Source organism: Streptomyces sp. CNZ301 (genome assembly GCF_004217425.1).
In genome coordinates, this window is the sequence record NZ_SHLG01000001.1 from 3,562,679 (window position 1) to 3,587,414 (window position 24,736).

At 70.1% G+C, this 24,736-nt stretch carries 20 protein-coding genes and 1 pseudogene; 3 read left to right on the plus strand and 18 right to left on the minus strand.

Going from position 1 to position 24,736, the window contains the following annotated elements; genetic code table 11:
* Positions 1-86: 86 nt before the first annotated feature.
* The 14 genes and pseudogenes from nuoN to EV375_RS15445 form a co-directional block, all read right to left on the minus strand.
* Positions 87-1,781, minus strand: a complete 1,695-nt coding sequence (gene nuoN / locus EV375_RS15380) for an NADH-quinone oxidoreductase subunit NuoN (protein ID WP_130299937.1) — start codon at positions 1,779-1,781, stop codon at positions 87-89.
* Positions 1,778-3,442, minus strand: a complete 1,665-nt coding sequence (locus EV375_RS15385) for an NADH-quinone oxidoreductase subunit M (RefSeq protein WP_130299938.1) — start codon at positions 3,440-3,442, stop codon at positions 1,778-1,780. Before EV375_RS15385 ends, nuoN begins: the two co-directional genes overlap by 4 nt.
* Positions 3,443-3,445: 3 nt before the next feature.
* Positions 3,446-5,389, minus strand: coding sequence for an NADH-quinone oxidoreductase subunit L (gene nuoL, locus EV375_RS15390; RefSeq protein WP_130299939.1), 1,944 nt, complete (start codon positions 5,387-5,389; stop codon positions 3,446-3,448).
* Between the two features lie 13 nt (positions 5,390-5,402).
* Positions 5,403-5,702, minus strand: coding sequence for an NADH-quinone oxidoreductase subunit NuoK (gene nuoK / locus EV375_RS15395; RefSeq protein WP_028437880.1), 300 nt, complete (start codon positions 5,700-5,702; stop codon positions 5,403-5,405).
* The gene (locus EV375_RS15400) at positions 5,699-6,658 is read right to left on the minus strand and encodes an NADH-quinone oxidoreductase subunit J (RefSeq protein WP_130301867.1); all 960 of its coding nucleotides are present in this window, start codon (positions 6,656-6,658) and stop codon (positions 5,699-5,701) included. Before EV375_RS15400 ends, nuoK begins: the two co-directional genes overlap by 4 nt.
* Positions 6,659-6,812: 154 nt before the next feature.
* Positions 6,813-7,362 (minus strand): annotated as a pseudogene (nuoI, locus tag EV375_RS15405) (NADH-quinone oxidoreductase subunit NuoI); the annotation flags it as partial.
* Positions 7,363-7,435: 73 nt separating this feature from the next.
* The gene (gene nuoH / locus EV375_RS15410) at positions 7,436-8,833 is read right to left on the minus strand and encodes an NADH-quinone oxidoreductase subunit NuoH (protein WP_130301868.1); all 1,398 of its coding nucleotides are present in this window, start codon (positions 8,831-8,833) and stop codon (positions 7,436-7,438) included.
* A gap of 313 nt (positions 8,834-9,146) precedes the next feature.
* Positions 9,147-11,696: an NADH-quinone oxidoreductase subunit G gene (locus EV375_RS15415; protein ID WP_207228129.1), complete on the minus strand. Its 2,550-nt coding sequence runs from the start codon at positions 11,694-11,696 to the stop codon at positions 9,147-9,149.
* Positions 11,693-13,042 carry an NADH-quinone oxidoreductase subunit NuoF gene (gene nuoF, locus EV375_RS15420; protein ID WP_130299940.1) on the minus strand — a complete coding sequence of 450 codons (1,350 nt, stop codon included), beginning with the start codon at positions 13,040-13,042 and terminating at the stop codon, positions 11,693-11,695. The genes EV375_RS15415 and nuoF overlap by 4 nt, the downstream gene beginning before the upstream one ends.
* Positions 13,042-13,938: an NADH-quinone oxidoreductase subunit NuoE gene (gene nuoE, locus EV375_RS15425; protein WP_207228131.1), complete on the minus strand. Its 897-nt coding sequence runs from the start codon at positions 13,936-13,938 to the stop codon at positions 13,042-13,044. Before nuoE ends, nuoF begins: the two co-directional genes overlap by 1 nt.
* A complete protein-coding gene (locus EV375_RS15430) occupies positions 13,935-15,266 on the minus strand; it encodes an NADH-quinone oxidoreductase subunit D (RefSeq protein WP_130299941.1) in 1,332 nt (443 codons plus the stop codon). The genes nuoE and EV375_RS15430 overlap by 4 nt, the downstream gene beginning before the upstream one ends.
* Positions 15,266-16,054: an NADH-quinone oxidoreductase subunit C gene (locus EV375_RS15435; protein WP_130299942.1), complete on the minus strand. Its 789-nt coding sequence runs from the start codon at positions 16,052-16,054 to the stop codon at positions 15,266-15,268. The genes EV375_RS15430 and EV375_RS15435 overlap by 1 nt, the downstream gene beginning before the upstream one ends.
* Positions 16,051-16,605, minus strand: a complete 555-nt coding sequence (locus tag EV375_RS15440) for a NuoB/complex I 20 kDa subunit family protein (protein WP_130299943.1) — start codon at positions 16,603-16,605, stop codon at positions 16,051-16,053. Before EV375_RS15440 ends, EV375_RS15435 begins: the two co-directional genes overlap by 4 nt.
* A 13-nt stretch (positions 16,606-16,618) precedes the next feature.
* A complete protein-coding gene (locus tag EV375_RS15445; RefSeq protein ID WP_055488006.1) occupies positions 16,619-16,978 on the minus strand; it encodes an NADH-quinone oxidoreductase subunit A in 360 nt (119 codons plus the stop codon).
* Between the two features lie 882 nt (positions 16,979-17,860).
* Here EV375_RS15445 and EV375_RS15450 point away from each other — a divergent pair.
* Entirely contained in the window at positions 17,861-18,628 is a 768-nt protein-coding gene (locus EV375_RS15450) for a C40 family peptidase (protein WP_130299944.1), read from the plus strand.
* Between the two features lie 129 nt (positions 18,629-18,757).
* Here EV375_RS15450 and EV375_RS15455 read toward each other — a convergent pair whose 3' ends face one another.
* Together EV375_RS15455 and EV375_RS15460 are read right to left on the minus strand one after the other, a co-directional pair.
* Positions 18,758-19,642 carry a hypothetical protein gene (locus EV375_RS15455; RefSeq protein WP_130299945.1) on the minus strand — a complete coding sequence of 295 codons (885 nt, stop codon included), beginning with the start codon at positions 19,640-19,642 and terminating at the stop codon, positions 18,758-18,760.
* Between the two features lie 31 nt (positions 19,643-19,673).
* Positions 19,674-20,525, minus strand: a complete 852-nt coding sequence (locus EV375_RS15460) for a peptidoglycan recognition protein family protein (protein ID WP_130299946.1) — start codon at positions 20,523-20,525, stop codon at positions 19,674-19,676.
* A 284-nt stretch (positions 20,526-20,809) separates the two neighbouring features.
* Between EV375_RS15460 and EV375_RS15465 the strand changes: the two genes are divergently transcribed.
* Entirely contained in the window at positions 20,810-21,823 is a 1,014-nt protein-coding gene (locus EV375_RS15465; protein ID WP_130299947.1) for a winged helix-turn-helix domain-containing protein, read from the plus strand.
* Positions 21,824-21,899: 76 nt separating this feature from the next.
* On the opposite strand, the gene EV375_RS15470 is transcribed toward EV375_RS15465, so the two are convergent.
* Complete coding sequence (locus tag EV375_RS15470) at positions 21,900-23,183, minus strand: geranylgeranyl reductase family protein (RefSeq protein ID WP_055488008.1); 1,284 nt, start codon at positions 23,181-23,183, stop codon at positions 21,900-21,902.
* Positions 23,184-23,355: 172 nt separating this feature from the next.
* Here EV375_RS15470 and EV375_RS15475 point away from each other — a divergent pair, with 172 nt between their 5' ends.
* Positions 23,356-23,901, plus strand: coding sequence for a putative immunity protein (locus EV375_RS15475; protein ID WP_207228133.1), 546 nt, complete (start codon positions 23,356-23,358; stop codon positions 23,899-23,901).
* Positions 23,902-23,966: 65 nt separating this feature from the next.
* Here the strand turns inward: EV375_RS15475 and EV375_RS15480 are convergent, their stop codons facing one another.
* A complete protein-coding gene (locus EV375_RS15480; protein ID WP_130299949.1) occupies positions 23,967-24,701 on the minus strand; it encodes a demethylmenaquinone methyltransferase in 735 nt (244 codons plus the stop codon).
* Between the last annotated feature and the right edge of the window lie 35 nt (positions 24,702-24,736).

Consider the following 24,736-nt stretch of genomic DNA (forward strand, 5'->3'; position numbering starts at 1 on the left):
CAGGCGCCCGGCCCGCTGAAAACGCCGCTGCCCGGACCTCGTTGGAGGTGCCGGGCAGCGGCGTGGTGCGGCGTGGAAGAGCCGTGCTAGCGGACGAAGACGCCCGCCTGGCTCGCGAGGTCCAGGAAGTACTGCGGTGCGACGCCCAGCCCGATCGTCACCACCACACCGACCGTGATGGCGGACGTCGTCCAGACGCTGGGAACGGCCACCGTCGGCCCGTCCGCCTTCGGCTCGCTGAGGAACATCAGCACGATCACGCGGATGTAGAAGAACGCCGCGATCGCCGAGGCGATCACACCGACGACGACGAGCGCGCCCGCACCGCCCTCCGCGGCCGCCTTGAACACCGCGAACTTGCCCGAGAAGCCGGACGTCATCGGAATGCCCGCGAACGCCAGCAGGAACACCCCGAAGACGGTGGCCAGCAGCGGTGAACGGCGCCCCAGCCCCGCCCACTTGGACAGGTGCGTGGCTTCGCCGCCGGCGTCCCGTACGAGCGTCACCACCGCGAACGCGCCCAGCGTCACGAACGAGTACGCGCCCAGGTAGAAGAGCACCGAGGAGACGCCGTCCCGCGAGGTGGCGATGACGCCGGCGAGCAGGAAGCCCGCGTGCGCGATCGAGGAGTAGGCCAGCAGCCGCTTGATGTCGGTCTGAGTGATGGCCACGATCGCGCCCGCCAGCATCGTCAGGATCGCGACGCCCCACATCACCGGACGCCAGTCCCAGCGCAGGCCCGGCAGCACCACGTACAGCAGACGCAGCAGCGCGCCGAACGCTGCGACCTTCGTCGCGGCCGCCATGAAGCCGGTGACCGGCGTCGGGGCGCCCTGGTAGACGTCGGGCGTCCACATGTGGAACGGCACGGCGCCGACCTTGAACAGCAGGCCCATGACGACCAGGGCACCGCCGATCAGCAGCAGCGCGTCGTTGCCGGTGGTCTCGGCGAGGACGGCGCTCGTGGCCCGGTCGGCGTTGCCGATGGCGCGGGCGATGCCCGAGTAGCCGAAGGTGCCCGCGTACCCGTACAGGAGGGCCGCGCCGAAGAGCAGGAACGCCGAGGAGAAGGCGCCCAGCAGGAAGTACTTGACCGCCGCCTCCTGCGAGAGCAGCCGCCGGCGGCGGGCCAGCGCGCACAGCAGGTACAGCGGCAGGGAGAAGACCTCGAGCGCGATGAAGAGCGTCAGCAGGTCGTTGGCTGCGGGGAAGATGAGCATGCCGCCGACCGCGAACATCAGCAGCGGATAGACCTCTGTGGTCGTCCAGCCGGCCTTCGTGGCCTCCCGCTCGCCCTCGCCGCCCGGCACCGACGCGGGCTGCGCGGCGAAGGAGTCGACGTGGGCGGCCAGCTTCCCCTGGGAAGCTCCCTCGGCGGCCTTGTGCGAACGCGGCTCCAGCCGTCGCTCGGCGAAGACGAACACCGAGACGAGCCCGACCAGCAGGATCGTTCCCTGCAGAAAGAGCGTCGGCCCGTCGACGGCGATGGCGCCCATGCCCGCGACGGCCGCCTTGGTCGTCGCATGTCCCGTGACCGCGAGGCCCAGGACCGCCGCGAAGGCGGCGACGAGTCCGAGCCCGGCGAGGATCAACTGCGCGCCGTAGCGCAGCTTCCGCGGCAGGAACGCCTCGAGGACGATTCCGATGACGGCCGCCCCCAGCACGATCAGCGTCGGGGACAGCTGCCCGTACTCGATCTTCGGGGCCTGGAGTTGCTCCGCCCCCAGTGTCCACAGGCTGGGGACGGCCGCTGCCGTCCCCGCCGTTGCCACCGCGCTCACTCGTGGTCACCTCCGGCGTGCTCAGCCGGCTTGTTGTCGGACCGGCCCGTCTCTGCGACTTGGTGGTCCGGTTTCGGGTCCTTCTTCTGCACGTCCGACAGCGTGTGCTCGACGGCCGGATTGACGATCTCCGTCAGGGGCTTCGGGAAGACCCCGAGGAAGATCAGCAGTGCGACGAGCGGTGCCGCCACGGCCAGTTCACGCGCCCGCAGGTCCGGCATCGCCCGCACCTCGGGCTTCTCCACCGGCCCCGTCATGGTGCGCTGGTACATCAGCAGCACGTACAGCGCGGCGAGGACGATGCCCACCGTCGCGACGACGCCCGCCACCGGGTAGCGGCTGAACGTGCCGACCAGCACCAGGAATTCGCTGACGAACGGGGCCAGGCCCGGGAGCGACAGCGTCGCCAGACCGCCCACGAGGAACGTCCCCGCCAGCACGGGCGCGACCTTCTGCACCCCGCCGTAGTCCGCGATGAGACGCGAGCCGCGGCGGCTGATGAGGAAGCCGGCCACCAGCATCAGCGCGGCCGTGGAGACGCCGTGGAAGACCATGTAGAGCGTGGCGCCGCTCTGGCCCTGGCTGGTCATCGCGAAGACACCGAGGATGATGAAGCCGAAGTGGGAGATGGACGCGTAGGCGATCAGCCGCTTGATGTCCCGCTGGCCCACGGCCAGCAGCGCACCGTAGATGATGCTCACCAGCGCCAGCACCAGCACCACCGGCGTCGCCCACTTGCTCGCCTCCGGGAAGAGGCCGAGGCAGAAGCGGAGCATCGCGAAGGTGCCGACCTTGTCGACGACGGCGGTGATCAGCACCGCCACCGGCGCCGTCGACTCGCCCATGGCGTTGGGCAGCCAGGTGTGCAGCGGCCACAGCGGCGCCTTCACCGCGAAGGCGAAGAAGAAGCCGAGGAAGAGCAGCCGCTCGATGTTCGTGTCGAGCTGGAAGCCGCCGTCGGCACGGGCCTCCAGGATCCGCTGCAGCGAGAAGGTGCCCTCGCCCAACTGGTCGGAGGTCACGACGAAGAGGCCGATCACCGCGGCCAGCATGATCAGACCGCCGGCGAGGTTGTAGAGCAGGAACTTCACGGCCGCGTACGAGCGCTGCTTCGCGGCCTCCTCCTCGCCCGCCGCGTGCGCGCGGTCCCCGAAGCCTCCGATGAGGAAGTACATCGGGATGAGCATCGCTTCGAAGAAGACGTAGAAGAGGAAGACGTCCGTCGCCGCGAAGGAGATGATCACCATCGCCTCGGTGGCGAGCATCAGCGCGAAGAAGCCCTGAGTGGGACGCCACCGGCGGTTGGGGCGTGCGGGCTCCAGCTCGTCCGCGTCGTGCCAGGCCGCTCCGATGATGAACGGCAGCAGCAGCGCGGTGAGCGCGATCAGTACGGCCGCGATGCCGTCCACGCCCAGCTCGTACCGCACGCCGAAGTCCGGGATCCACGCGTGCGATTCGGTGAGCTGGTACCGCGCACCACCCGGTTGGAAGCGGGCCAGCACGATCAGTGAGAGCACCAGCGTCGCCACGGAGAAGAGCAGCGCCACCCACTTCGCGGCGTTCCTCTTGGCGGCGGGCACGGCCGCGGTGGCGACCGCGCCGACCGCGGGAAGCGCGGCCGTGACCGTCAGCAGGGGAAATCCTGCGCTTGCTGTAGACATGACTCAGACCGCCCTCATCAGCAGGGTCGCGGCGACCAGGACCGCCGCGCCGCCGAACATCGAGACCGCGTACGAGCGGACGAAACCGTTCTGGACCCGGCGCGCACGGCCGGAGAGCCCGCCGAAGGCGGCGGCGGTGCCGTTGACGGCGCCGTCGACCACCTTGTTGTCGGCGTAGACCAGCCCGCGCGTCAGGTACTCGCCGGGCTTGACCAGGACGACGTGGTTGATGTCGTCCTGGAGCAGGTCGCGGCGCGCCGCCCGGGTCAGCAGGCTGCCGCGCGGCGCGACCGACGGCACGGGCCGGCGCCCGTACTGCAGCCATGCCCCGGCGACGCCGAGGAGGAGGGCCACGACCGTCATGCCCGTCACCACGGCCGCGGAGAAGGGCGAGTGCCCGTGCTCGAACTGCGTGACCGGCTCAAGCCAGTGCACGAAGGACTCGCCGATGCTGAACAGGCCGCCCGCGAAGACCGATCCGAAGGCGAGCACGATCATCGGGATCGTCATGACCTTCGGGGATTCGTGCGGGTGCGGGCCCTCGTGCTCGCCGTGGGCCTCGGCCGCGGGCTCCACGTCGGGCTCGTCCGCCGACGGGGACGTGCTGCGCCAGCGCTCCTCGCCGAAGAAGGTCATCAGCATCACGCGCGTCATGTAGTACGCGGTGATGGCGGCGCCGACCAGCGTGACCGTGCCGAGGATCAGGCCCTGCGTGCCGCCCTTGGCGAACGCCGCCTCGATGATGAGGTCCTTGGAGAAGAAGCCGGACAGCCCGGGGAAGCCGATGATGGCGAGGTAGCCCAGGCCGAACGTCACGAACGTGACCGGCATGTACTTGCGCAGCCCGCCGTACTTGCGCATGTCGACCTCGTCGTTCATCCCGTGCATCACGGAACCGGCGCCGAGGAAGAGGCCCGCCTTGAAGAAGCCGTGCGTGACCAGGTGCATGATGGCGAACGCGTAGCCGATCGGGCCGAGTCCGGCCGCCAGCACCATGTAGCCGATCTGCGACATCGTCGAACCGGCCAGCGCCTTCTTGATGTCGTCCTTCGCGCAACCGACGATCGCACCGTAGAGGAGCGTGACCGCGCCGACCACGACGACCACCGTCTGCGCGTCCGGCGCTCCGTTGAAGATCGCGCCGGAGCGGGTGATGAGGTAGACGCCCGCGGTCACCATCGTCGCGGCGTGGATGAGGGCGGAGACCGGCGTCGGGCCCTCCATCGCGTCACCCAGCCAGGACTGGAGCGGCACCTGTGCGGACTTGCCGCACGCGGCGAGCAGCAGCATCAGGCCGATCGCCGTCAGCTTGCCCTCGCCCGCGTCCGTCGCGTTCTCCAGCACGGGCGCGAAGGTGAAGGTGCCGAAGGTGGTGAACATCAGGAAGATGGCGATGGCCAGGCCCGCGTCACCGACGCGGTTGACCAGGAACGCCTTCTTCGCCGCCACCGCGGCGCTCGGCTTGAACTGCCAGAACCCGATGAGCAGGTACGAGGCGAGGCCGACGCCCTCCCAACCGACGTACAGCAGCAGGTAGTTGTCGGCGAGGACGAGGAGCAGCATCGCCGCGAGGAACAGGTTGAGGTACCCGAAGAACCGGCGGCGGCCGACGTCGTGCTCCATGTAGCCGACCGAGTAGATGTGGATCAGCGTGCCCACACCGGTGATCAGCAGCACGAACGTCATGGCGAGCTGGTCGAGCTGGAAGGCGACGTCCGCCTGGAAGCTCTCCACCGGCACCCAGCTGAACAGGTGCTGGTGCAGGGCGCGTTCGTCGGTGGGCCTGCCCAGCATCCCGGCGAAGAGGACGACGCCGGTCACGAACGAGGCCCCGGAGAGCAGCACGCCCAGCCAGTGCCCGCTCCGGTCGAGTTTCCTGCCGCCGCACAGCAGTACCGCCGCGCCCAGCAGCGGGAAGCCGACGAGCAGTCCGATCAATGACTCCACTGGTTCGTACCCCTTACAGCTTCATCAGGCTGGCGTCGTCGACCGAGGCCGAGTGACGGGAGCGGTACATCATCACGATGATCGCCAGCCCGACCACTACCTCGGCCGCCGCGACGACCATGACGAAGAACGCCATGATCTGGCCGTCGAGATTGCCGTGGATGCGGGAGAAGGCGACCAGGGTCAAGTTCGCCGCGTTCAGCATCAGTTCGATGCACATGAACACCACGATCGCGTTCCGCCTGATCAGCACGCCGGCGGCACCGATGGTGAACAGCACCGCGGCGAGGTAGACGTAGTTGACGGGACTCACTTGGCGGCCTCCTCTTCCCGGGCCTTGCGGGCCTCACGGCCGCCTTCTCCCGCGTCGTCGGCGTCCTGCACGTCCCGCTCCGGGTCGTGCGGTTCGCCGTACATCCGTCCGGTGTGCTCGGTCTGGCCGTGGCTGTCGGCCGTGCGCTGTTCGAGCGCGGCCACCCGGTGCAGCGCCTCCTTGCCGACCTCGCGGACCTGGCCCCGCCGGCGCAGCGTCTCGCTGACGGTCAGCTCGGACGGCGTGCCGTCGGGGAGCAGGCCGGGGCGGTCGACGGCGTTGTGCCGCGCGTACACGCCGGGCGCGGGCAGCGGCGGAAGCTGCGTGCCCCGCCTGACGCGCTCCTCGGCCTGCTCCCGCTGCGACTTGGTCTTCTCGATGCGCTCGCGGTGCGTCAGCAGCGTCGCGCCGACGGCGGCGACGGTGAGCAGCGCGCCCACCACCTCGAAGGCCACGACGTACTTGGTGAACAGCAGCGTCGCCAGCGCCGGTACGTTCCCGCCCGCGTTGGCACGGGCGAGCCCCTCGAACGAGCGCACCGAGGCCTGGCCGATGCCGGCGACGAGCAGGATGCCCAGGCCGAGGCCGCAGGCGGCCGCGAGCCAGCGCTGGCCCTTGAGCGTCTCCTTGAGCGAGTCGGCGGCGCTCACACCCACCAGCATCAGCACGAAGAGGAAGAGCATCATCACGGCGCCGGTGTAGACGACGATCTGGACGATGCCCAGGAAGTACGCGCCGTTGGCGAGGTAGAACAGCGCCAGGATCACCATCGTGCCCGCGAGGCACAGCGCCGAGTGCACAGCGCGGCGCAGCAGAACGGTGCCGAGTGCGCCGATCACGGCCACGGTGCCCAGGACCCAGAACGCCGCCGTCTCACCCGCGGAGGTGGACGTGGCGGCGAGGTCGAACGCGCCGGCGGTCTGCGGCAGGGCCGCCGTGGCGGACAGTGCGGGCATGGTCACCGACCCTCCTTCGAGTCGTTCCCGGAGCGGTTGCCCTCGGCCCGCGCGGCGGCGCCCCGGAGGGCGACGTTCTCCTCGTCGGCGTCCTGCGCGGACGGGTCGACGCCGTCGGCGTCGGCGGCGGCGTCCGCGGGGGCGTCGGTGACGACCGGCTGGGCCGCGGGCTCGGCGGAGCCGAAGTCCCGTGCCGACTCCTGCGGGTCGCCGGTGTCGGTGGCCCGCTGCTGCTCGGTTCCCGGGGCCGCCTCGGTGACGAGGCCGCGGTAGTAGTCCTTCTCCGTCATGCCCGGGTAGATGGCGTGCGGCGAGTCGACCATGCCCTCCTCCAGGCCCGCGAGCAGCTCCTTCTTGGTGTAGATGAGCGATTCGCGGGAGGAGTCGGCGAGTTCGTACTCGTTCGTCATCGTCAGCGCGCGCGTGGGGCAGGCCTCGACGCACAGGCCGCACAGGATGCAGCGCAGATAGTTGATCTGGTAGACGCGGCCGTAGCGTTCGCCCGGCGAGTAGCGCTCCTCGTCGGTGTTGTCCGCGCCTTCGACGTAGATGGCGTCCGCGGGGCAGGCCCATGCGCACAGTTCGCAGCCGACGCACTTCTCGAGCCCGTCGGGATGCCGGTTGAGCTGGTGGCGGCCGTGGAAGCGCGGTGCCGTCGGCTTCTTGTACTCCGGGTACTGCTCGGTCAGCCGCTTCTTGAACATGTCCTTGAAGGTCACGCCGAAGCCGGCCACGGAGCTGCGGGGAGTCTCGGGGTGCAGCCCCTGGGCGTCGTTGTCAGGCACCGTCGGCCTCCTTTCCGTCAGTGTTCTGGGCTGCCTGCCCGTCCCGGTCCCCGCCGTCCGCGGACTCCGAGGCACCGGACGGTCCGACCAGCTCACGGTCGTGCCGTGAGCGGCGGCGCGGCACGGGCGGCAGGGTCTGCCCGGGCAGCGGCGGCACGGGGAAGCCGCCCGCCATCGGATCGAAGACCTCCGAGTCCGCCTCCTTCTTGGCGGCCTCGTCCTCGGCCTCCTCCTTGCGTCCGCGGAAGACGTCGACGACGAAGGAGATCAGCAGGATCGCGAGGGCCGCGCCGGCGACCCAGTAGACGATCCCCGCGAAGTCGTACCCCTCGTTGCGCATGGCCCGCACGGTCGCGACGAGCATCAGCCACACCAGGGAGACGGGGATGAGGACCTTCCAGCCCAGCTTCATGAACTGGTCGTAGCGCACACGCGGGAGCGTGCCGCGGATCCAGACGAAGAAGAAGATCAGGGCGCAGACCTTCAGGAAGAACCAGAGCAGCGGCCACCAGCCGTGGTTGGCGCCCTCCCAGTACGTGGAGATCGGCGCCGGAGCCCGCCAGCCGCCCAGGAACAGGGTGGCCGCGAGAGCGGAGAGCGTCACGATGTGCACGTACTCGGCCATCATGAACAGCGCGAACTTGATCGAGCTGTACTCGGTCTGGTAGCCCGCGACCAGGTCGCCCTCGGACTCCGGCATGTCGAACGGGGCGCGGTGCGCCTCACCGACCATCGAGACCATGTAGATCAGGAACGACACCGGCAGCAACGCCGCGAACCAGGTGTCCTGCTGAGCGTCCACGATCGCCGAGGTCGACATCGAGCCGGAGTAGAGGAAGACGGCCGCGAAGCTCAGGCCCATCGCGATCTCGTAGCTGATGACCTGCGCCGTGGCGCGGACCGCGCCGAGCAGCGGGTACGTCGAGTTCGACGACCAGCCCGCGAGGACGACGCCGTACGCACCGATGGATGCGGTGGCCAGGATGTACAGCGCGGCCACCGGAAGGTCGGTGAGCTGCATCGCCGTGCGGGTGCCGAAGATGGACACCTCGTTGCCGGGAGGCCCGAAGGGGATCACGGCGATCGCCAGGAAGGCGGGGATGGCCGCGAGGACGGGCGCGAGCAGGTACACGACCTTGTCGGCGCCCTTGACGACGACGTCTTCCTTGAGCATCAGCTTGATGCCGTCGGCGAGCGACTGCAGCATGCCCCACGGGCCGTGCCTGTTGGGGCCGACGCGCAGCTGCATCCACGCGACGACCTTGCGCTCCATGACGATGGAGATCAGCACGGTCACCATCAGGAACGCGAAGCAGAAGACCGCCTTGAGCGCGATCAGCCAGAGCGGGTCGTTGCCGAAGAAGGACAGGTCCTCCTCGGCCAGGAACATGCCGCCTGTGCGCGTGGCGTTCACGCGGCCACCTCCCCGGTGCGAGTGCGCGCGCTGCGCACGTTGCGCGGGTCCCCGGCGACGGCCGCGGACCGCTGCCGGACCTGTAGGAGCGCGGTCACGCGCTCACCTCCTCCTGTACGACGCGGAGTCGGCGCGCTCGCGCCAGGGCTCGCCTGCGGTTGCCGATGCACGGGTGCGAGCGCCAGGGCTCCATTGCCCGCGAACCCCCGCGCGGAACGCGCGCCTTCACTGCGCGCGGCCGGAACGGCGGTCACGCTGCCGCACGGAGCGCAATGCGCGTGACGCGCGCTCACGCGCCCACCTCCTCGTCTACGGCGCGATCGCGCGCTGCCGGTGCCGGCGCGATGCGGACCAGCTCGCCCGGGAGGGCACCGGTGTCCGCCTGTACGCCGCCGCCCACCGAGTTCAGCGGAAGCCACACGACGCGGTCCGGCATCTGCGTGATCTCGAGCGGGAGCCGGACGCTGCCGAGCGGACCGGAGACCGCCAGCATCCCGCCGTCGGCGACACCCGTCTCGGCCGCGGTGGCCCTGGAGAGCCGCGCGCGTGCCGGGTGCCTGGTGCCGGCCAGCGCCTCGTCGCCGTCCTGCAGCCGGCCCTGGTCGAGCAGCAGCCGGTGCCCGGCGAGCACCGCCTCGCCCTTGCCGGCCTGCGGAGTCGAGGACCCGGTCGAGGACGCCTCAGGAGCGGCCTGCCCGGGGACCCCGCGCGAGTCCGACTCCTGCCGGTCCCACTGGCCCAGCCTGTCGATCTCGCCGCGGATCGTCCGTACGTCCGGCAGGCCCAGGTGCACGTCGAGGGCGTCCGCGAGCATGTGGAGGACGCGCGCGTCGGGCTGTACGTGGCGGCGCGTCATCTGGTCCGCCTTGAGCGACGCCTCGAACGGCCGTGCCCGGCCTTCCCAGTTGAGGAAGGTGCCGGACTTCTCCGCGACGGCGGAGACGGGAAGGACGACGTCCGCCCGTGAGGTCACGTCGCTGGGACGCAGCTCCAGGCTGACGAGGAAGCCCACCTCGTCCAGCGCCTGCGCGGCACGCGCCGGGTCGGGCAGGTCGGCGAGTTCGACGCCGCCGACGAGCAGTGCGGCCAGCTCGCCGTCCACGGCTGCGTCGATGATGCCCGCCGTGTCCCGGCCGGCGCCCGAGGGCAGTTCGGCCAGGCCCCAGGCGCGCGCGACCTCGTCGCGGGCGCGGGCGTCGGAGGCGGGACGGGCACCGGGAAGCAGCGTCGGCAGCGCACCCGCCTCGATGGCGCCGCGCTCGCCGGCACGGCGCGGGATCCACACCAACCGGGCGCCGGTCGCGGCGCTCGTGCGTACCGCCGCGGTCAGGGCGCCGGGCACCGCCGCCAGCCGCTCGCCGACGATGATCAGCGAGCCCTCGGCGCGCAGCGCGTCGGCCGCGCCCTCGCCGGCCTCGTCGAGGCCGACCCGTCCGGACAGGGCGTCCAGCCACTCGGTCTCGGTGCCGGGGGCGGCAGGCAGCAGCGTGCCGCCCGCCTTCTCCAGACCGCGGGTCGCGTACGAGGCGAGGGAGAAGGTGCGCTGGCCGTGCTTGCGCATGGCCTTGCGCAGCCGCAGGAAGACGCCGGGCGCCTCCTCCTCGGCCTCGAAGCCGACGAGCAGTACCGCGGGCGCGGCCTCCAGTGCGCTGTTGGTGATGCCCGCCCCGTCCAGGTCGCGGCCGTGGCCGGCGACGTGGGAGGCCAGGAACTCGGCCTCCTCGCGCGAGTGGACGCGTGCGCGGAAATCGATGTCGTTCGTGCCCAGGGCGAGGCGGGCGAACTTCGCGTAGGCGTAGGCGTCCTCGACGGTGACACGGCCACCGGTCAGCACACCCGCTCGTCCACGCGCACCGGCCAGGCCGCGGGCAGCGGCCTCCAGCGCCTCCGGCCAGCTCGCCGGGGCCAGTTCACCGTCCTCGCCGCGCACCAGCGGCGTGGTGAGGCGGTCGGGGCGCTGCGCGTAGCGGAACGCGAAGCGGCCCTTGTCGCAGATCCACTCCTCGTTGACCTCGGGGTCGTGGCCGGCCATGCGCCGCATGACCTTGCCGCGCCTGTGGTCCGTGCGGGTCGCGCAGCCACCCGAGCAGTGCTCGCACACGGACGGCGAGGAGACCAGGTCGAACGGCCGCGAACGGAAGCGGTACGCCGCCGAAGTCAGGGCGCCGACGGGGCAGATCTGGATCGTGTTGCCGGAGAAGTACGACTGGAAGGGTTCGCCCTCACCCGTGCCGATCTGCTGGAGAGCGCCGCGCTCCAGCATCTCGATCATCGGGTCGCCGGCGATCTGGTTGGAGAAGCGGGTGCAGCGCGCGCACAGGACGCAGCGCTCGCGGTCCAGCAGCACCTGGTCGGAGATCGGCACCGGCTTGGCGAAGGTGCGCTTGGCGCCCTCGAAGCGGGAGTCGGCCGACCCCGTGGACATCGCCTGGTTCTGGAGGGGGCACTCGCCGCCCTTGTCGCAGACGGGGCAGTCCAGCGGGTGGTTGATGAGCAGCAGCTCCATCACGCCGCGCTGCGCCTTCTCTGCGACCGGCGACGACAGCTGCGTCTTGACGACCATGCCGTCGGTGCAGGTGATGGTGCAGGACGCCATCGGCTTGCGCTGGCCCTCGACCTCGACGATGCACTGCCGGCAGGCGCCGACGGGGTCGAGGAGCGGGTGGTCGCAGAAGCGCGGGATCTCGATGCCGAGTTGCTCGGCGGCGCGGATGACCAGGGTGCCCTTGGGCACGGAGATCTCGGCGCCGTCGATGGTGAGCGAGACCATGTTCTCGGCGTCTCCAGGCGGACGTCCCTCGCCCCCCGAGGAGGTCTTCGCGTCTGTGGTGACTGTCACGCCTTCACCTCCGGGTGAGCGCTGTGGTGGTGGTCGTCGGCCCAGATGACCGACTTGGCCGGGTCGAAGGGGCAGCCGCCCTCCTCGATGTGCTGCTCGTACTCCTCCCGGAAGTACTTCAGCGACGAGTAGATCGGGGAGGCCGCGCCGTCGCCCAGCGCGCAGAACGACTTGCCGTTGATGTTGTCCTGGATGTCGTCGATCTTGTCGATGTCGGCCTTGGTGGCCTTGCCTGCCTCGAAGTCGCGCAGCAACTGGACGAGCCAGTACGTGCCTTCGCGGCAGGGCGTGCACTTCCCGCAGGACTCGTGGGCGTAGAACTCGGTCCAGCGCGTGACGGCCCGCACGACGCAGGTCGTCTCGTCGAAGCACTGGAGCGCCTTGGTGCCGAGCATGGAGCCGGCGGCGCCCACACCCTCGTAGTCCAGTGGCACATCGAGGTGCTCATCGGTGAGGAGCGGCGTCGAGGAGCCGCCGGGCGTCCAGAACTTCAGCCGGTGGCCGGGACGCATGCCGCCGCTCATCTCCAGCAGCTGGCGGAGCGTGATGCCGAGCGGCGCCTCGTACTGGCCGGGGCCGGCTACGTGGCCGCTGAGCGAGTAGAGCGTGAAGCCCGGGGACTTCTCGCTGCCCATGGAGCGGAACCACTCCTTGCCCTTGTTCATCAGGGCGGGCACCGAGGCGATGGACTCGACGTTGTTCACGACGGTCGGGCACGCGTAGAGACCGGCGACGGCCGGGAACGGTGGCCGCAGCCTGGGCTGCCCGCGACGCCCCTCGAGGGAGTCGAGCAGCGCCGTCTCCTCGCCGCAGATGTACGCTCCGGCCCCGGCGTGCACGGTGAGTTCGAGGTGCTTGCCCTCGCCCAGGGCGTTCCTGCCGAGGAGGCCCGCCTCGTACGCCTCGCGCACGGCCAGGTGCAGCCGCCGCAGTACGGGGACGACCTCGCCGCGCAGATAGATGAACGCGTGGGAGGAGCGGATCGCGTGGCAGGCGATGATGATGCCCTCGATGAGGGAGTGCGGGTTGGCGAACATCAGCGGGATGTCCTTGCAGGTGCCCGGCTCCGACTCGTCGGCGTTGACGACGAGGTAGTGCGGCTTGTCGTCGCCCTGCGGGATGAACTGCCACTTCATGCCGGTGGGGAAGCCCGCGCCGCCGCGGCCGCGCAGGCCGGCGTCCTTCACGTAGGCGATCACGTCGTCCGGCGGCATGGCGAGGGCCTTCTTCAGGCCCTCGTATCCGTCGTGGCGGCGCTTGTACGTCTCCAGGGTCCACGCCTCGGGGGCGTCCCAGTGCGCGGAGAGGACCGGGGTGAGCAGGTTCTCCGGGGATTCGGTCGCCATCACTCGCTCTCCTCCCCCGACTCCGGCCGCACGGGGCCGGACTCGCTGGCCGGGTCGGACGCGGCCGTCGGCTGGGGCATGTCGTGCGAACTGGGGTGGGTCGCGGGCGCCTCTTCGCCGGGGCGCGGCATGGGCTGGTCGGCGGGACCGGCCGGGCCTCGCGGGTGTGCGCGCCTGCCCTCGGGCGCCTCGCCCCTGGCCAGCCGCAGCCCTGCGGTCGACGGTGCACCGCCGCCGCCGGTGGCCTCGACGGCGCCGGGGCGCTGGTCGGGGAAACCGGCGAGGATGCGCGCCGTCTCCTTGAAGGTGCACATCGGGGCGCCGCGGGTGGGCGTGACTTCGCGTCCGGCGCGCAGGTCGTCGACGATGCGCCGCGCGGACTCGGGCGTCTGGTTGTCGAAGAACTCCCAGTTGACCATCACGACGGGCGCGTAGTCGCAGGCCGCGTTGCACTCGATGTGCTCCAGCGTGACCTTGCCGTCCGCGGTGGTCTCGTTGTTGCCGACGCCCAGGTGCTGCTTGAGGTCGTCGAAGATGGCGTCGCCGCCCATCACCGCGCACAGCGTGTTGGTGCACACGCCGACCTGGTAGTCGCCGGAGGGCTTGCGCCGGTACATGGAGTAGAACGTCGCGACGGCGTTCACCTCCGCCGTCGTCAGGTCCAGCATCTCGGCGCAGAAGCGCTGCCCGGTGGGCGTGACGTGGCCCTCCTCGGACTGCACGAGGTGCAGCAGGGGCAGCAGCGCGGAACGGCTGTCGGGGTAGCGGGCGATGATCTCCCGCGCGTCCGGCTCCAGCCGCTCGCGCACGTCGGCCGGATAGTCCGGCGCCGGCATCGCGGGGATGCCGAGCATCGGTGCTTCGGGGCTGTTGCCCCGGTCGGGCGCGGTGGTCATCGGTCGACGCCTCCCATCACGGGGTCGATGGACGCCACGGCCACGATGACGTCGGCGACCTGGCCGCCTTCGCACATCGCCGCCATGGCTTCGAGGTTGGTGAAGGAGGGGTCGCGGAAGTGCACGCGGTACGGGCGGGTGCCGCCGTCGCTCACGGCGTGCACGCCGAGTTCGCCCTTCGGGGACTCCACCGCCGCGTACGTCTGCCCCGGCGGGACGCGGAATCCCTCGGTGACGAGCTTGAAGTGGTGGATCAGGGCTTCCATGGAGGTGCCCATGATGTTCTTGATGTGGTCCAGGGAGTTGCCCAGACCGTCCGGGCCGAGCGCGAGCTGCGCGGGCCAGGCGATCTTCTTGTCGCCGACCATGACCGGCCCGGGCTCCAGGCGGTCGATGCACTGCTCGATGATGCGCAGCGACTGGCGCATCTCCTCCAGGCGCAGCAGGAAGCGCCCGTAGGAGTCGCAGGTGTCGAGCGTCGGCACCTCGAAGTCGTACGTCTCGTAGCCGCAGTACGGCTGCGACTTGCGCAGGTCGTGCGGGAGCCCGGCGGAGCGCAGGATCGGGCCGGTGGCACCGAGCGCCATGCATCCGGCGAGGTCGAGGTAGCCGACGTCCTGGAGGCGGGCCTTGAAGACGGGGTTGCCGGAGCACAGCGCGTCGTACTCGGGCAGGTTCTTCTTCATCTTCTTCAGGAATTCGCGCAGCGCGTCGACCGTGCCGGGCGGAAGGTCCTGCGAGAGTCCGCCGGGGCGGATGTACGCGTGGTTCATCCGCAGGCCGGTGATCAACTCGTACAGGTCCAGGACCAGTTCGCGGTCGCGGAAGCCGAAGATCATGACGGTCGTGGCGCCCAGCTCCATGCCGCCGGTGGCGATGGCCACCAGGTGCGAGGAGAGACGGTTCAGCTCCATCAGCAGGACGCGGATGACGTTGGCGCGGTCCGGGACGTCGTCCTCGATGCCGAGCAGCTTCTCGACCGCCATGCAGTACGCCGTCTCGTTGAAGAACGGCGTGAGGTAGTCCATGCGCGTCACGAACGTCGTGCCCTGCGTCCACGTCCGGTACTCGAGGTTCTTCTCGATGCCGGTGTGCAGGTAGCCGATGCCGCAGCGGGCCTCGGTGACGGTCTCGCCGTCGATCTCGAGGATGAGCCGCAGCACTCCGTGCGTGGAGGGGTGCTGCGGGCCCATGTTGACGATGATCCGCTCGTCGTCACTCCTGGCCGCAGCGGCTGCGACCTCGTCCCAGTCGCCCCCTGTGACGTCGTAGACGGTGCCCTCGGTGGTCTCACGGATGCCCGCGGGTGCGTGTGTTGGCGTGCTCATCAGCTGTACGACCTCCGCTGGTCGGGAGCCGGGATCTGGGCGCCCTTGTACTCGACGGGGATGCCGCCGAGCGGGTAGTCCTTGCGCTGCGGATGGCCCTGCCAGTCGTCGGGCATCATGATCCGCGTCAGCGCGGGGTGGCCGTCGAAGACGATGCCGAAGAAGTCGTACGTCTCGCGCTCGTGCCAGTCGTTGGTCGGATAGACCTCGACGATCGAGGGGATGTGCGGGTCGCTGTCCGGTGCGCTGACCTCGATCCGGATCACCCGGTTGTGAGTGATCGAGCGCAGGTGGTTGACGGCGTGCAGCTCGCGGCCCTTGTCGCCGGGGAAGTGCACGCCGCTGACCCCGGTGCACAGCTCGAAGCGCAGCGCCGGGTCGTCGCGCAGCGTCCGCACGACCTGGACGAGGTGCTCGCGCGCGATGTGGAAGGTGAGCTCGCCGCGGTCGACGACGGTCTTCTCGATCGCCTCGCCGGGGGCCAGTCCCTGCTCCTCCAGGGCGCCTTCGAGTTCGTCCGCGATCTCGTCGAAGGATCCGTACGCGGTTCCGCCGCGTGGCCCGTACCCCTCTTCGCCGCGCGGGCCCCCGTAGGGGCGTGTGCTCGCGCCGGGCAGCCGGACCGTACGGACCAGGCCCCCGTAACCCGAGGTGTCGCCGCCGGCGCTGGCGCCGAACATGCCGCGGCGGACTCCGATGACCTCGCCGGCGTCCTGACGGGGCGCGGGCACGGAACCGTTCGCGTTCTCCCCGTTCACGTTGCTGTCGTCGTTGTTCTCACCAGTCAACGAAGGAGCCCCTTCATCTCGATCGTCGGGAGCGCCTTGCGCGCCGCCTCCTCCGCCTCGCGGGCGGCCTGTTCGCGGTTGACGCCGAGTTTCTCGCCCTGCACGTGCTTGTGCAGCTTGAGGATCGAGTCCAGGAGCATCTCGGGCCGCGGCGGGCAGCCGGGCAGGTAGATGTCGACGGGGACGATGTGGTCGACGCCCTGCACGATCGCGTAGTTGTTGAACATCCCGCCGGACGAGGCGCAGACGCCCATGGAGATGACCCACTTGGGGTTCGGCATCTGGTCGTAGACCTGCCGCAGCACCGGAGCCATCTTCTGGCTGACGCGCCCGGCCACGATCATGAGGTCGGCCTGGCGCGGCGATCCGCGGAAGACCTCCATGCCGAAGCGTGCGAGGTCGTAGCGCCCGGCGCCCGTCGTCATCATCTCGATGGCACAGCAGGCGAGTCCGAAGGTCGCCGGGAACATGGACGACTTGCGCACCCAGCCCGCGGCCTGCTCGACGGTGGTCAGCAGGAAGCCGCTCGGCAGCTTCTCTTCGAGTCCCATTGCGTACCTGCCCCTAATCCCATTCCAGGCCGCCGCGCCGCCAGTCGTAGGCGTACGCGACGCCGATGAGGGCGACGAAGACCAGCATTTCGGCAAGGCCGAAGATCCCGAGGGAGTCGAAGTGGACCGCCCACGGGTAGAGAAAGACGATTTCGATGTCGAAGACGATGAAGAGCATCGCCGTCAGGTAGTACTTGACCGGGAATCGCCCGCCGCCGGCCGGCTGCGGAGTCGGCTCGATGCCGCACTCGTACGCCTCCAGCTTGGCCCTGTTGTAGCGCTTGGGGCCGATGACCGATGCCGCGACCACCGAGAAGATCGCGAAGGCCGCCGCGATGGCTCCCAGTACAAGGATTGGCGTGTAGGCGTTCACCGCTCCCCGCTCCTTCCAGTCGACCCTGGGGACCCTCCCGGACCGGTGGGCCCAGTGGGACCGTCGACGCTGACTGCCGGCTGTCCGCCGGGCGAATGTCCTGCCCCCACGAAGATCGCTTCTATGTGAGGCAGTTCACAAGCCCTTGCGGGAGGCATCCTATGCCCGGGCCTTGTGATCTGCGACACGGGGTCCCGTCAGGAGTTTGTGATCTCCACCACCCGGGGTCGAAACCGCACGTCAGAGGGGGTGTGGATCTCCAAGTGCGAGGGCCCGCGCAACCCTTCGCCGCACGGGCGGGAAAGCTGCCGAACGAGCAGCCCACACGCCTCGTTGCGGGCCACGGACGCACCCGGCGGATCCGTCCCACGAACCCGCGGACCGGCAGGACCGATACACGAAAGAGACCCCTGCGCAGCGCGAGCGAGACCTCCGGGCAGCGACTGGAAGGCGCTCCTCGGTCCGGGCCGGTACCGCTCTGCGGGATTCCGGCGGCGGACCGTTTGTGAACGCCGGAACAAAGCTTCCCGGTCCGGCCACTTTCTTCACGCTTCACACATCGTCTCCTCAGCATCCAAAAGGTGTGACAGGGGTTCAATCGCCCATTCATGAACAGAATTGACGGCAGCGATGTGACCTGCGCCACGGAGCCTGCTGGCAGCTCCTGCCACCTTTGCGCGGCGGACACAAGAGGTGATATGCACCAGATCAATGCGCGCAATCCGGACAACTGCGTGGTCACGGGCCCGTATTCGGGCGTCCCGCCGTGACCGGGCCGAGACCTTCGAAGATCAACTCATTCCCAACTGGGCCAATACGGACTCACTGTGGCGCATCGCACCTTCTTTGAACGGATCATCCCGGCCCTGCTATCCATGCCTCATGTCCCGGAACGCTCACATACCCAGACACCGCAAACCGCGCACGACCAGCAACCTGAACAAGGCGCTGCGTGCGGGTGCGACGGGCGGCGTCATGGGCACGGTCGCCCTGACCACGGCGATTTCCCCGGCCTCCTCGGCAGCCGAGAAGCACGACAAGGCCGCCGACACCGCCGAGATGGCTGTGGTCAGCCACTCCGTAGAGGGGTCCACCACCAGGGCAGCCGACTCGCTCAAGACCAACGCCCTCCAGCGCGAGGTGAATCAGGCCGAGACCAAGGCGGCCAAGAGTGCGCAGACCACCGCGCACAAGGCCAAGCAGGCCGCCGAACGCAAGGCGGAGGCCGCGCGCAAGAAGGCCGCCGAGGAACGGGCTTCGCGCAGCACCGAGCGCACCACCCTCCCGACGAGCAGCGGCAACGTCGCCGGACTCATCAGCTTCCTCAAGGCCCAGGTCGGCAAGTCCTACGTGCTGGGCGCCAGCGGGCCTTCCTCCTACGACTGCTCCGGTCTGACCCAGGTCGCCTTCAAGCAGCTCGGTGTCAGCCTGCCGCGCACCTCCCAGGCGCAGTCCACCGAGGGCACCTCCGTCTCCCTGGACTCACTGCAGAAGGGCGACCTCCTCTACTGGGGCGGCGCCGGCAGCGCGTACCACATCGCCGTCTACATCGGGGACGGCAAGTTCATCGGCGCGCAGAACTCCTCCACGGGCGTCGTCGAGAAGCCCCTGGACTACGACCCGCCCACAGGGGCCGTCCGCGTCCTCTGACAACTCCCCGCTTCACACGGCACGAAGAAGGAAGGGGGCCCGCCGTTCGCGGCGGGCCCCCTTCTTCTGCCTCCGTACGGTGCCGGACGTTCCCGCGCCCGGATCCGTCCTTCCGCTGCCGACGCCCGGTCAGCGCTGAGGGACGTCCGGGAGCAGGGCGTCCGGATGGTCGATGAAGATGTTCGTCATGAAGCCGTTGAACGCCGGGATGTGGGCCCACCAGGGATTGCTGAAGCCCTCGGTGTCGACCAGATCACCGCGCTGCTGGAAGTCGACGGTGACCTTCGTCGGGCCATTGATGGTGTGCACCACGGGCGAGCCCAGCTTGGGCTCGCTGTGCACCTTCACGCCCGTGCCCCACGTCCCGAACTCCCGACCCCCCGGCTGCGGCTCACCCGGACCAGGCTGAGGCGGCGCCGGCCGGCCGCCGTCGACGGCCGCCGCCGTCTGTTCGAGGAGCCTGCGTGCCTCTCCCTCCGCCTGGTCGTACCTCTCCGGGTAGGCGGAACGCTGCACGCTCTGCGCCAGGTGTCCGGTGGACTGGTTCTTGTCCTCCGCGTCGGACGTGATCGCCCTCTCGAAGTACGAGCGGGCCGCGTGGTCGACGTCCAGGATCTGCTCCGGCGTGCCCCAGCCCTGCGACGGCCGCTGCTGGAAGACGCCGAGCGAGTCGCTGTCACCGTGGTTGAGGTTGCGCATGCCGGATTCGACGATGCCCGTCTCGAAGGCCGAGAGCATGACCTTGTCGTTGACCTTCAGATCCCTGCCGGCCCGGTAGATGGTCTTCGCTGCTTCGAGGTCGTATGCCATGGATTTCCCCCCGGTCTGTCGTGAGCCCTTCTCCTGCGCGGAATTCGCCGCCGCAGGAGCCTGTTCCGCTGCGCCCTGCGCTCCTCGCCCGCCATGTGCGTTCGCGCCCTGAGCGTCCTGTGCGTTCGTCGTGTCCTGCTCGTCCGTGTCACCGAGGCGGGCCAGTTGCCGCTTTCCCCAGTCCCGGATCTCTTCGAAGGCCATGGTGCTCCCTTGCGTCGGCTCTCCCGTCGCCTCAGCGCTGGGGGACTCCCGGCAGGAAGGAGTCCGGGTGATCGATGTAGATGTTCGTCATGAAGCCGTTGAACTCCGGGATGTGGGCCCACCAGGGATTGCTGAACCCGTCGGTGTCGACCAGATCACCGCGCTGCTGGAAGTCGACGGTGACCTTCGTCGGGCCATTGATGGTGTGCACCACGGGCGAGCCCAGCTTGGGCTCGCTGTGCACCTTCACGCCCGTGCCCCACGTCCCGAACTCCCGGCCCCCCGGCTGCGGCTCACCCGGACCAGGCTGAGGCGGCGCCGGAGCCGGCCCGCCCTGCCCGCTCAGATGCTTCTCGACCTCCTTGCGGAAGCCGTCCATGTCGCCCGGCCAGAACGCCGGGTCGCTCTTGCGCTCCGGTGCCCACTCCTTGTGCCCGATCGCCCGCGACGCCGGCTGGTGCACGTGCCTCAGCAGCGCCGCCACCCCGCGCGGGTACGAGTCGAGCTGCTCCGGGGTCCAGTCCGGGCGCGTGCCAACGGACTCGGCCTCGACCCCGATCATGTACTCGTTGCCTTCGTCCTTCGGCACGCTCTCCCAGGGGCCGCCCTTGCCCGCGTGGTACGCCACCCCCGCGGCGATGACGATCCAGGTGCCGTCCCTGGCCAGACCGAGCTGGGCGCGGGGCCCGGGCAGCGAGGCGTCGCCGTCCCTGACGATGTTCAGGCTCGGGTAGTTGCCTTCGGCGGGGCCCGCGGTGTGGTGCAGCAGGACCCCCCTCACGTCACCCATCTCGCCGTGACCGCGCGTCTGCCACCCGCCTTCCTCCTGGACCTTCAGGCCGCCCTGCCTCAGCACATCGGCCAACCACGTCATGTTCGGCATGAGGTGTCCCCCCTGTTTCCTTGCCGGCGATCCCAAGGGCCGTACGGTGCGGGGCAGTTGGGCCGCCCCACATCGGCCCGGGTCCGTTCGCTCCCAACACTCGGCGGAAAGCACCCGCGCACCCAAACACCTTCGATCTGACTCGAAAAGTGCAGGTCGCGAACGGTCTGGCTGAAACAGGAAGTTGACAGCGAAAAGACCGGGCCCTGCATCCTGAACAGGCAAGAACCCCCGAAGAGCTCGTCCTCTTCGGGGCCACGGGGGACAGAAACGAGGTACCAGCCATGCCCATCCGCATCCACTTCGAGACAGAGGACCTGGCAAAAACTCAAGTGGCAGGAGCGCCCGACCCGTTGTGGGAGACGCTGCTCAGCCTGCACGTACTTCAGGAGCGGGAAGGGACATCGATCTTCGGGAAGTGGAGGAAGCGCACGCGCGCGCTGGTCCCGGCATGGGTCGGGCAGCTCCTCTGCGTGCTCGCACCGCCCCGCGGATACTCACCGGACTTCCTCACTCCCGCCGAGTCCGCGAACGGGCTGGAGCCGGGGCTCGAAGCCCTGCTGTCCACTTCCCGCGAGCGGCTCGGCACGGACCTGCGCAGGCTCGCCGTCAACCGCCATGTCCCGGAGTGGGCGAGAGATGTCGGCCCGCGCGGCCTGGAGCGCCTGGCCGACGCCATCAGCAGCTACCACGCTCGGGCGATCGCTCCGTACCACACGCAGATCCGCGGCCATCTGGAGGCCGACCGCGCGGAGCGGGCCCACCGCGTGCTGAACGGCGGGGTGGAGCACCTGCTCGACGGACTGCACCCGAAGCTGCGCTGGGAACCTCCCGTGCTGGAGGTACGGGGCACTCACGTGGACCGCGACGTTCCGCTGGGCGGGCGCGGTCTGCGTCTCGTCCCGTCGTTCTTCTGCCGGCGCAATCCGGTCACGCTGCGGGAGGTGTCCCTCCAGCCGGTCCTGGTCTACCCGGTCGAGCACCAGCCGGGATGGGACGAGGCGGACTTCAAGGTGCGCCCGAAGACGGACACCGAGGAGAGCCCGTGTGCCGCGCTGCTCGGGCGGACCCGCGCGGCGGCACTCGAAGTCGTGGCCTCCGGCTGCACGACGTCGGAACTGGCCCGCCGCCTCAACATCTCACCGGCGACGGCCACCCACCACACCACGATCCTGCGGGAGGCGGGTCTGATCACCTCACACCGCGCCGGCGCAAGCGTCCATCACACCCTGGGGTCTCTGGGCTCGGCACTGCTGCGGCGGGCATCGCACACGGGAGACACGCTGCCTGCCGCGTGACAAAGGACCGGGGCGGCCTGAACGCCGGCCGCCCCGGATCGCACCGCACGCCGGATCGGCGCCGGACCCGCGCACGCTAGGCGCGCGGAGCGACCTTGCTCAGGCCGTTGATGACCCGGTCCATCGCGTCGCCGCCCGACGGGTCCGTCAGGTTCGCCAGCATCTTCAGCGCGAAGCGCATCAGCAGCGGGTGGGAGAGGCCGCGCTCGGTGGCCACCTTCATCACCTTCGGGTTGCCGATCAGCTTCACGAACGCGCGGCCCAGCGTGTAGTAGCCCCCGTAGGTCTCCTTGAGGATCTTCGGGTAGCGGCGCAGGGCCAGTTCGCGCTGTGCGGGCGTGGCACGCGCGTGCGCCTGGACGATCGTCTCCGCGGCGATGACGCCCGACTCCATGGCGTACGCGATGCCTTCGCCGTTGAACGGGTTCACCAGGCCGCCCGCGTCGCCGACGAGCAGCAGACCGCGCGTGTAGTGCGGCTGCCGGTTGAAGGCCATGGGGAGCGCGGCACCGCGGATGGGGCCCGTCATGTTCTCCGGGGTGTAGCCCCACTCCTCCGGCATGGAAGCCGTCCACGCCTTGAGGATCTCCCGCCAGTCCAGCTCCTTGAAGTCCTCCGAGGTGTTGAGGACGCCGAGGCCGACGTTGCTCGTGCCGTCGCCCATGCCGAACACCCAGCCGTAACCGGGCAGCAGGCGGTCCTGCGCGCCGCGCCGGTCCCACAGCTCCAGCCAGGACTCCAGGTAGTCGTCGTCGTGGCGCGGCGAGGTGAAGTACGTGCGCACGGCGACGCCCATCGGACGGTCCTCGCGCCTGTGCAGGCCCATCTTGAGGGAGAGGCGCGTGGAGTTGCCGTCCGCGGCGACGACGAGGGGCGCGTGGAAGGTGACCGGGGTCTTCTCCTCACCGAGCTTGGCGTGGACACCGGTGATGCGGCCCGCGGAGTCCAGGATGGGCTCGCCCACGTTGCAGCGCTCGTACATGCGGGCGCCGGCCTTCTCGGCCTGCCGGGCGAGCTGCTCGTCGAAGTCGTCGCGCTTGCGCACGAGTCCGTAGTCGGGGTAGGTGGCCAGCTCCGGCCAGTCGAGTTCGAGGCGCTGTCCGCCGCCGATGATGCGCAGCCCCTTGTTGCGCAGCCAGCCGGCCTCCTCGGAGATGTCGATTCCCATGGCGACGAGCTGCTTCGCGGCCCGCGGCGTGAGGCCGTCGCCGCACACCTTCTCGCGGGGGAAGGCGGTCTTCTCCAGGAGCAGCACGTCCAGGCCGCTGCGGGCCAGATGGTAGGCGGTGGTGGCCCCGGCGGGGCCGGCACCTACGACGATCACATCGGCGGTCCGCTCGGAGGTGACGGTGTCAGTCACAAGGACTCCCGCAAAGGCTGGGTACTGGGCAGTTGCAGTCTAAGAGGCCGTGCCGGGACCTCCTGCACGCCCCTTCGAATGGGCTCCCCGACCGGCGCCGCGTTGGGACAGTTCACGGGGCGCTTCCGCCCCGCCAGTATGGTGTGGCCCCGCCGCAGGCACACCGGCAAGGATGGGGCACGTGCCGACCGGACCGGGCGACTTCGAGCTGACGATGGACGAACTGCGGGCCGTGGCCCGCTACGCGGTCGAGAGCGCGCAGGAAGTCCTCGACGTCTTCGAGGACGCTCATCCCGAAGACGCGCGGCCTCGCACCGCCGTCGAGGCCGCATGGACCTTCACGAACGGCGCTCCACGGACAAGGCTTCAGCGCGTCGCCTCGCTGGACGCGCACCGTGCGGCGAGAACCGCCGCCGGCGAAGCCGCCGCCCATGCCGCGCGTGCTGCGGGCGACGCGGCGGCCGCCGCGTACCTGCATCCGCTTGCGAAAGCGACCCAGGTCGGCCACATCCTGCGGGCGGCCGCAAGCGCGGCGCGGGCAGCCGAGTTGCGCGCCGGCGACGACCCCTGCGTGGGGGACGCGATGATCCGGCGAGCGCGTCAGCGCGCGACGCCCGTCCTCATCGACGTCCTCGGTCGCTACCCCCTCGCCCCCACGGGACGGAGCCGCGTCGCACACCTGATGAAGTCCCTGGACGGCTCACTGCGGACGCCGTAGTGCGGGCCTCTGCGCCCCCCGTCGCCATGCGCCTGCCCCCGTCGCGTGCCCGGCAGGCAGGACTGTCACAGCGCCCCGCGGTCCAGACGGGACTTTGCGGACGCGCCCTGGGGACGTACGCCGCGGTGCAGGGCCACCACACCGCCCGTCAGATCCCTCCAGGCCACCTTCTCCCAGCCCGCCTGCTGGAGTTGGCGCGCCAGCGCGGGCTGGTCGGGCCAGGCGCGGATCGACTCGGCGAGGTAGACGTACGCGTCGGGGCTGGAGGAGACGGCCCTGGCGACCGGCGGCAGCGCCCTCATCAGGTACTCGCTGTAGACGGTGCGGAACGGCGCCCAAGTGGGATGGCTGAACTCGCAGATGACGACGCGGCCGCCCGGGGCGGTGACGCGGTGCAGCTCCCGCAGGGCGCCGTCGGTGTCGTGCACGTTGCGCAGTCCGAAGGAGATCGTCACGGCGTCGAACACGCCGTCGCGGAAGGGCAGCCGGGTCGCGTCGCCGGCGGTGAACGGCATCCACGGGAGCCGCTTCTTGCCCTCCTTCAGCATCCCGAGGCTGAAGTCGCAGGGCACCGTGTACGCGCCCGCCGCCGCGAACGGCTGTGACGAGGTGCCCGTCCCGGCGGCCAGGTCGAGCACGCGCTCACCCGGCCGCGCGTCGACTGCACTGGCGACGGCCCGCCGCCACAGCCGTGTCTGCCCGAGGGAGAGCACGTCGTTGGTGATGTCGTACCGCGCGGCGACGTCGTCGAACATCGCGGCGACTTCGTGCGGCTGCTTGTCCAGGGATGCGCGGGTCACGTCCCCATTGTGGCCCGTACCGCACGGCCACGCGC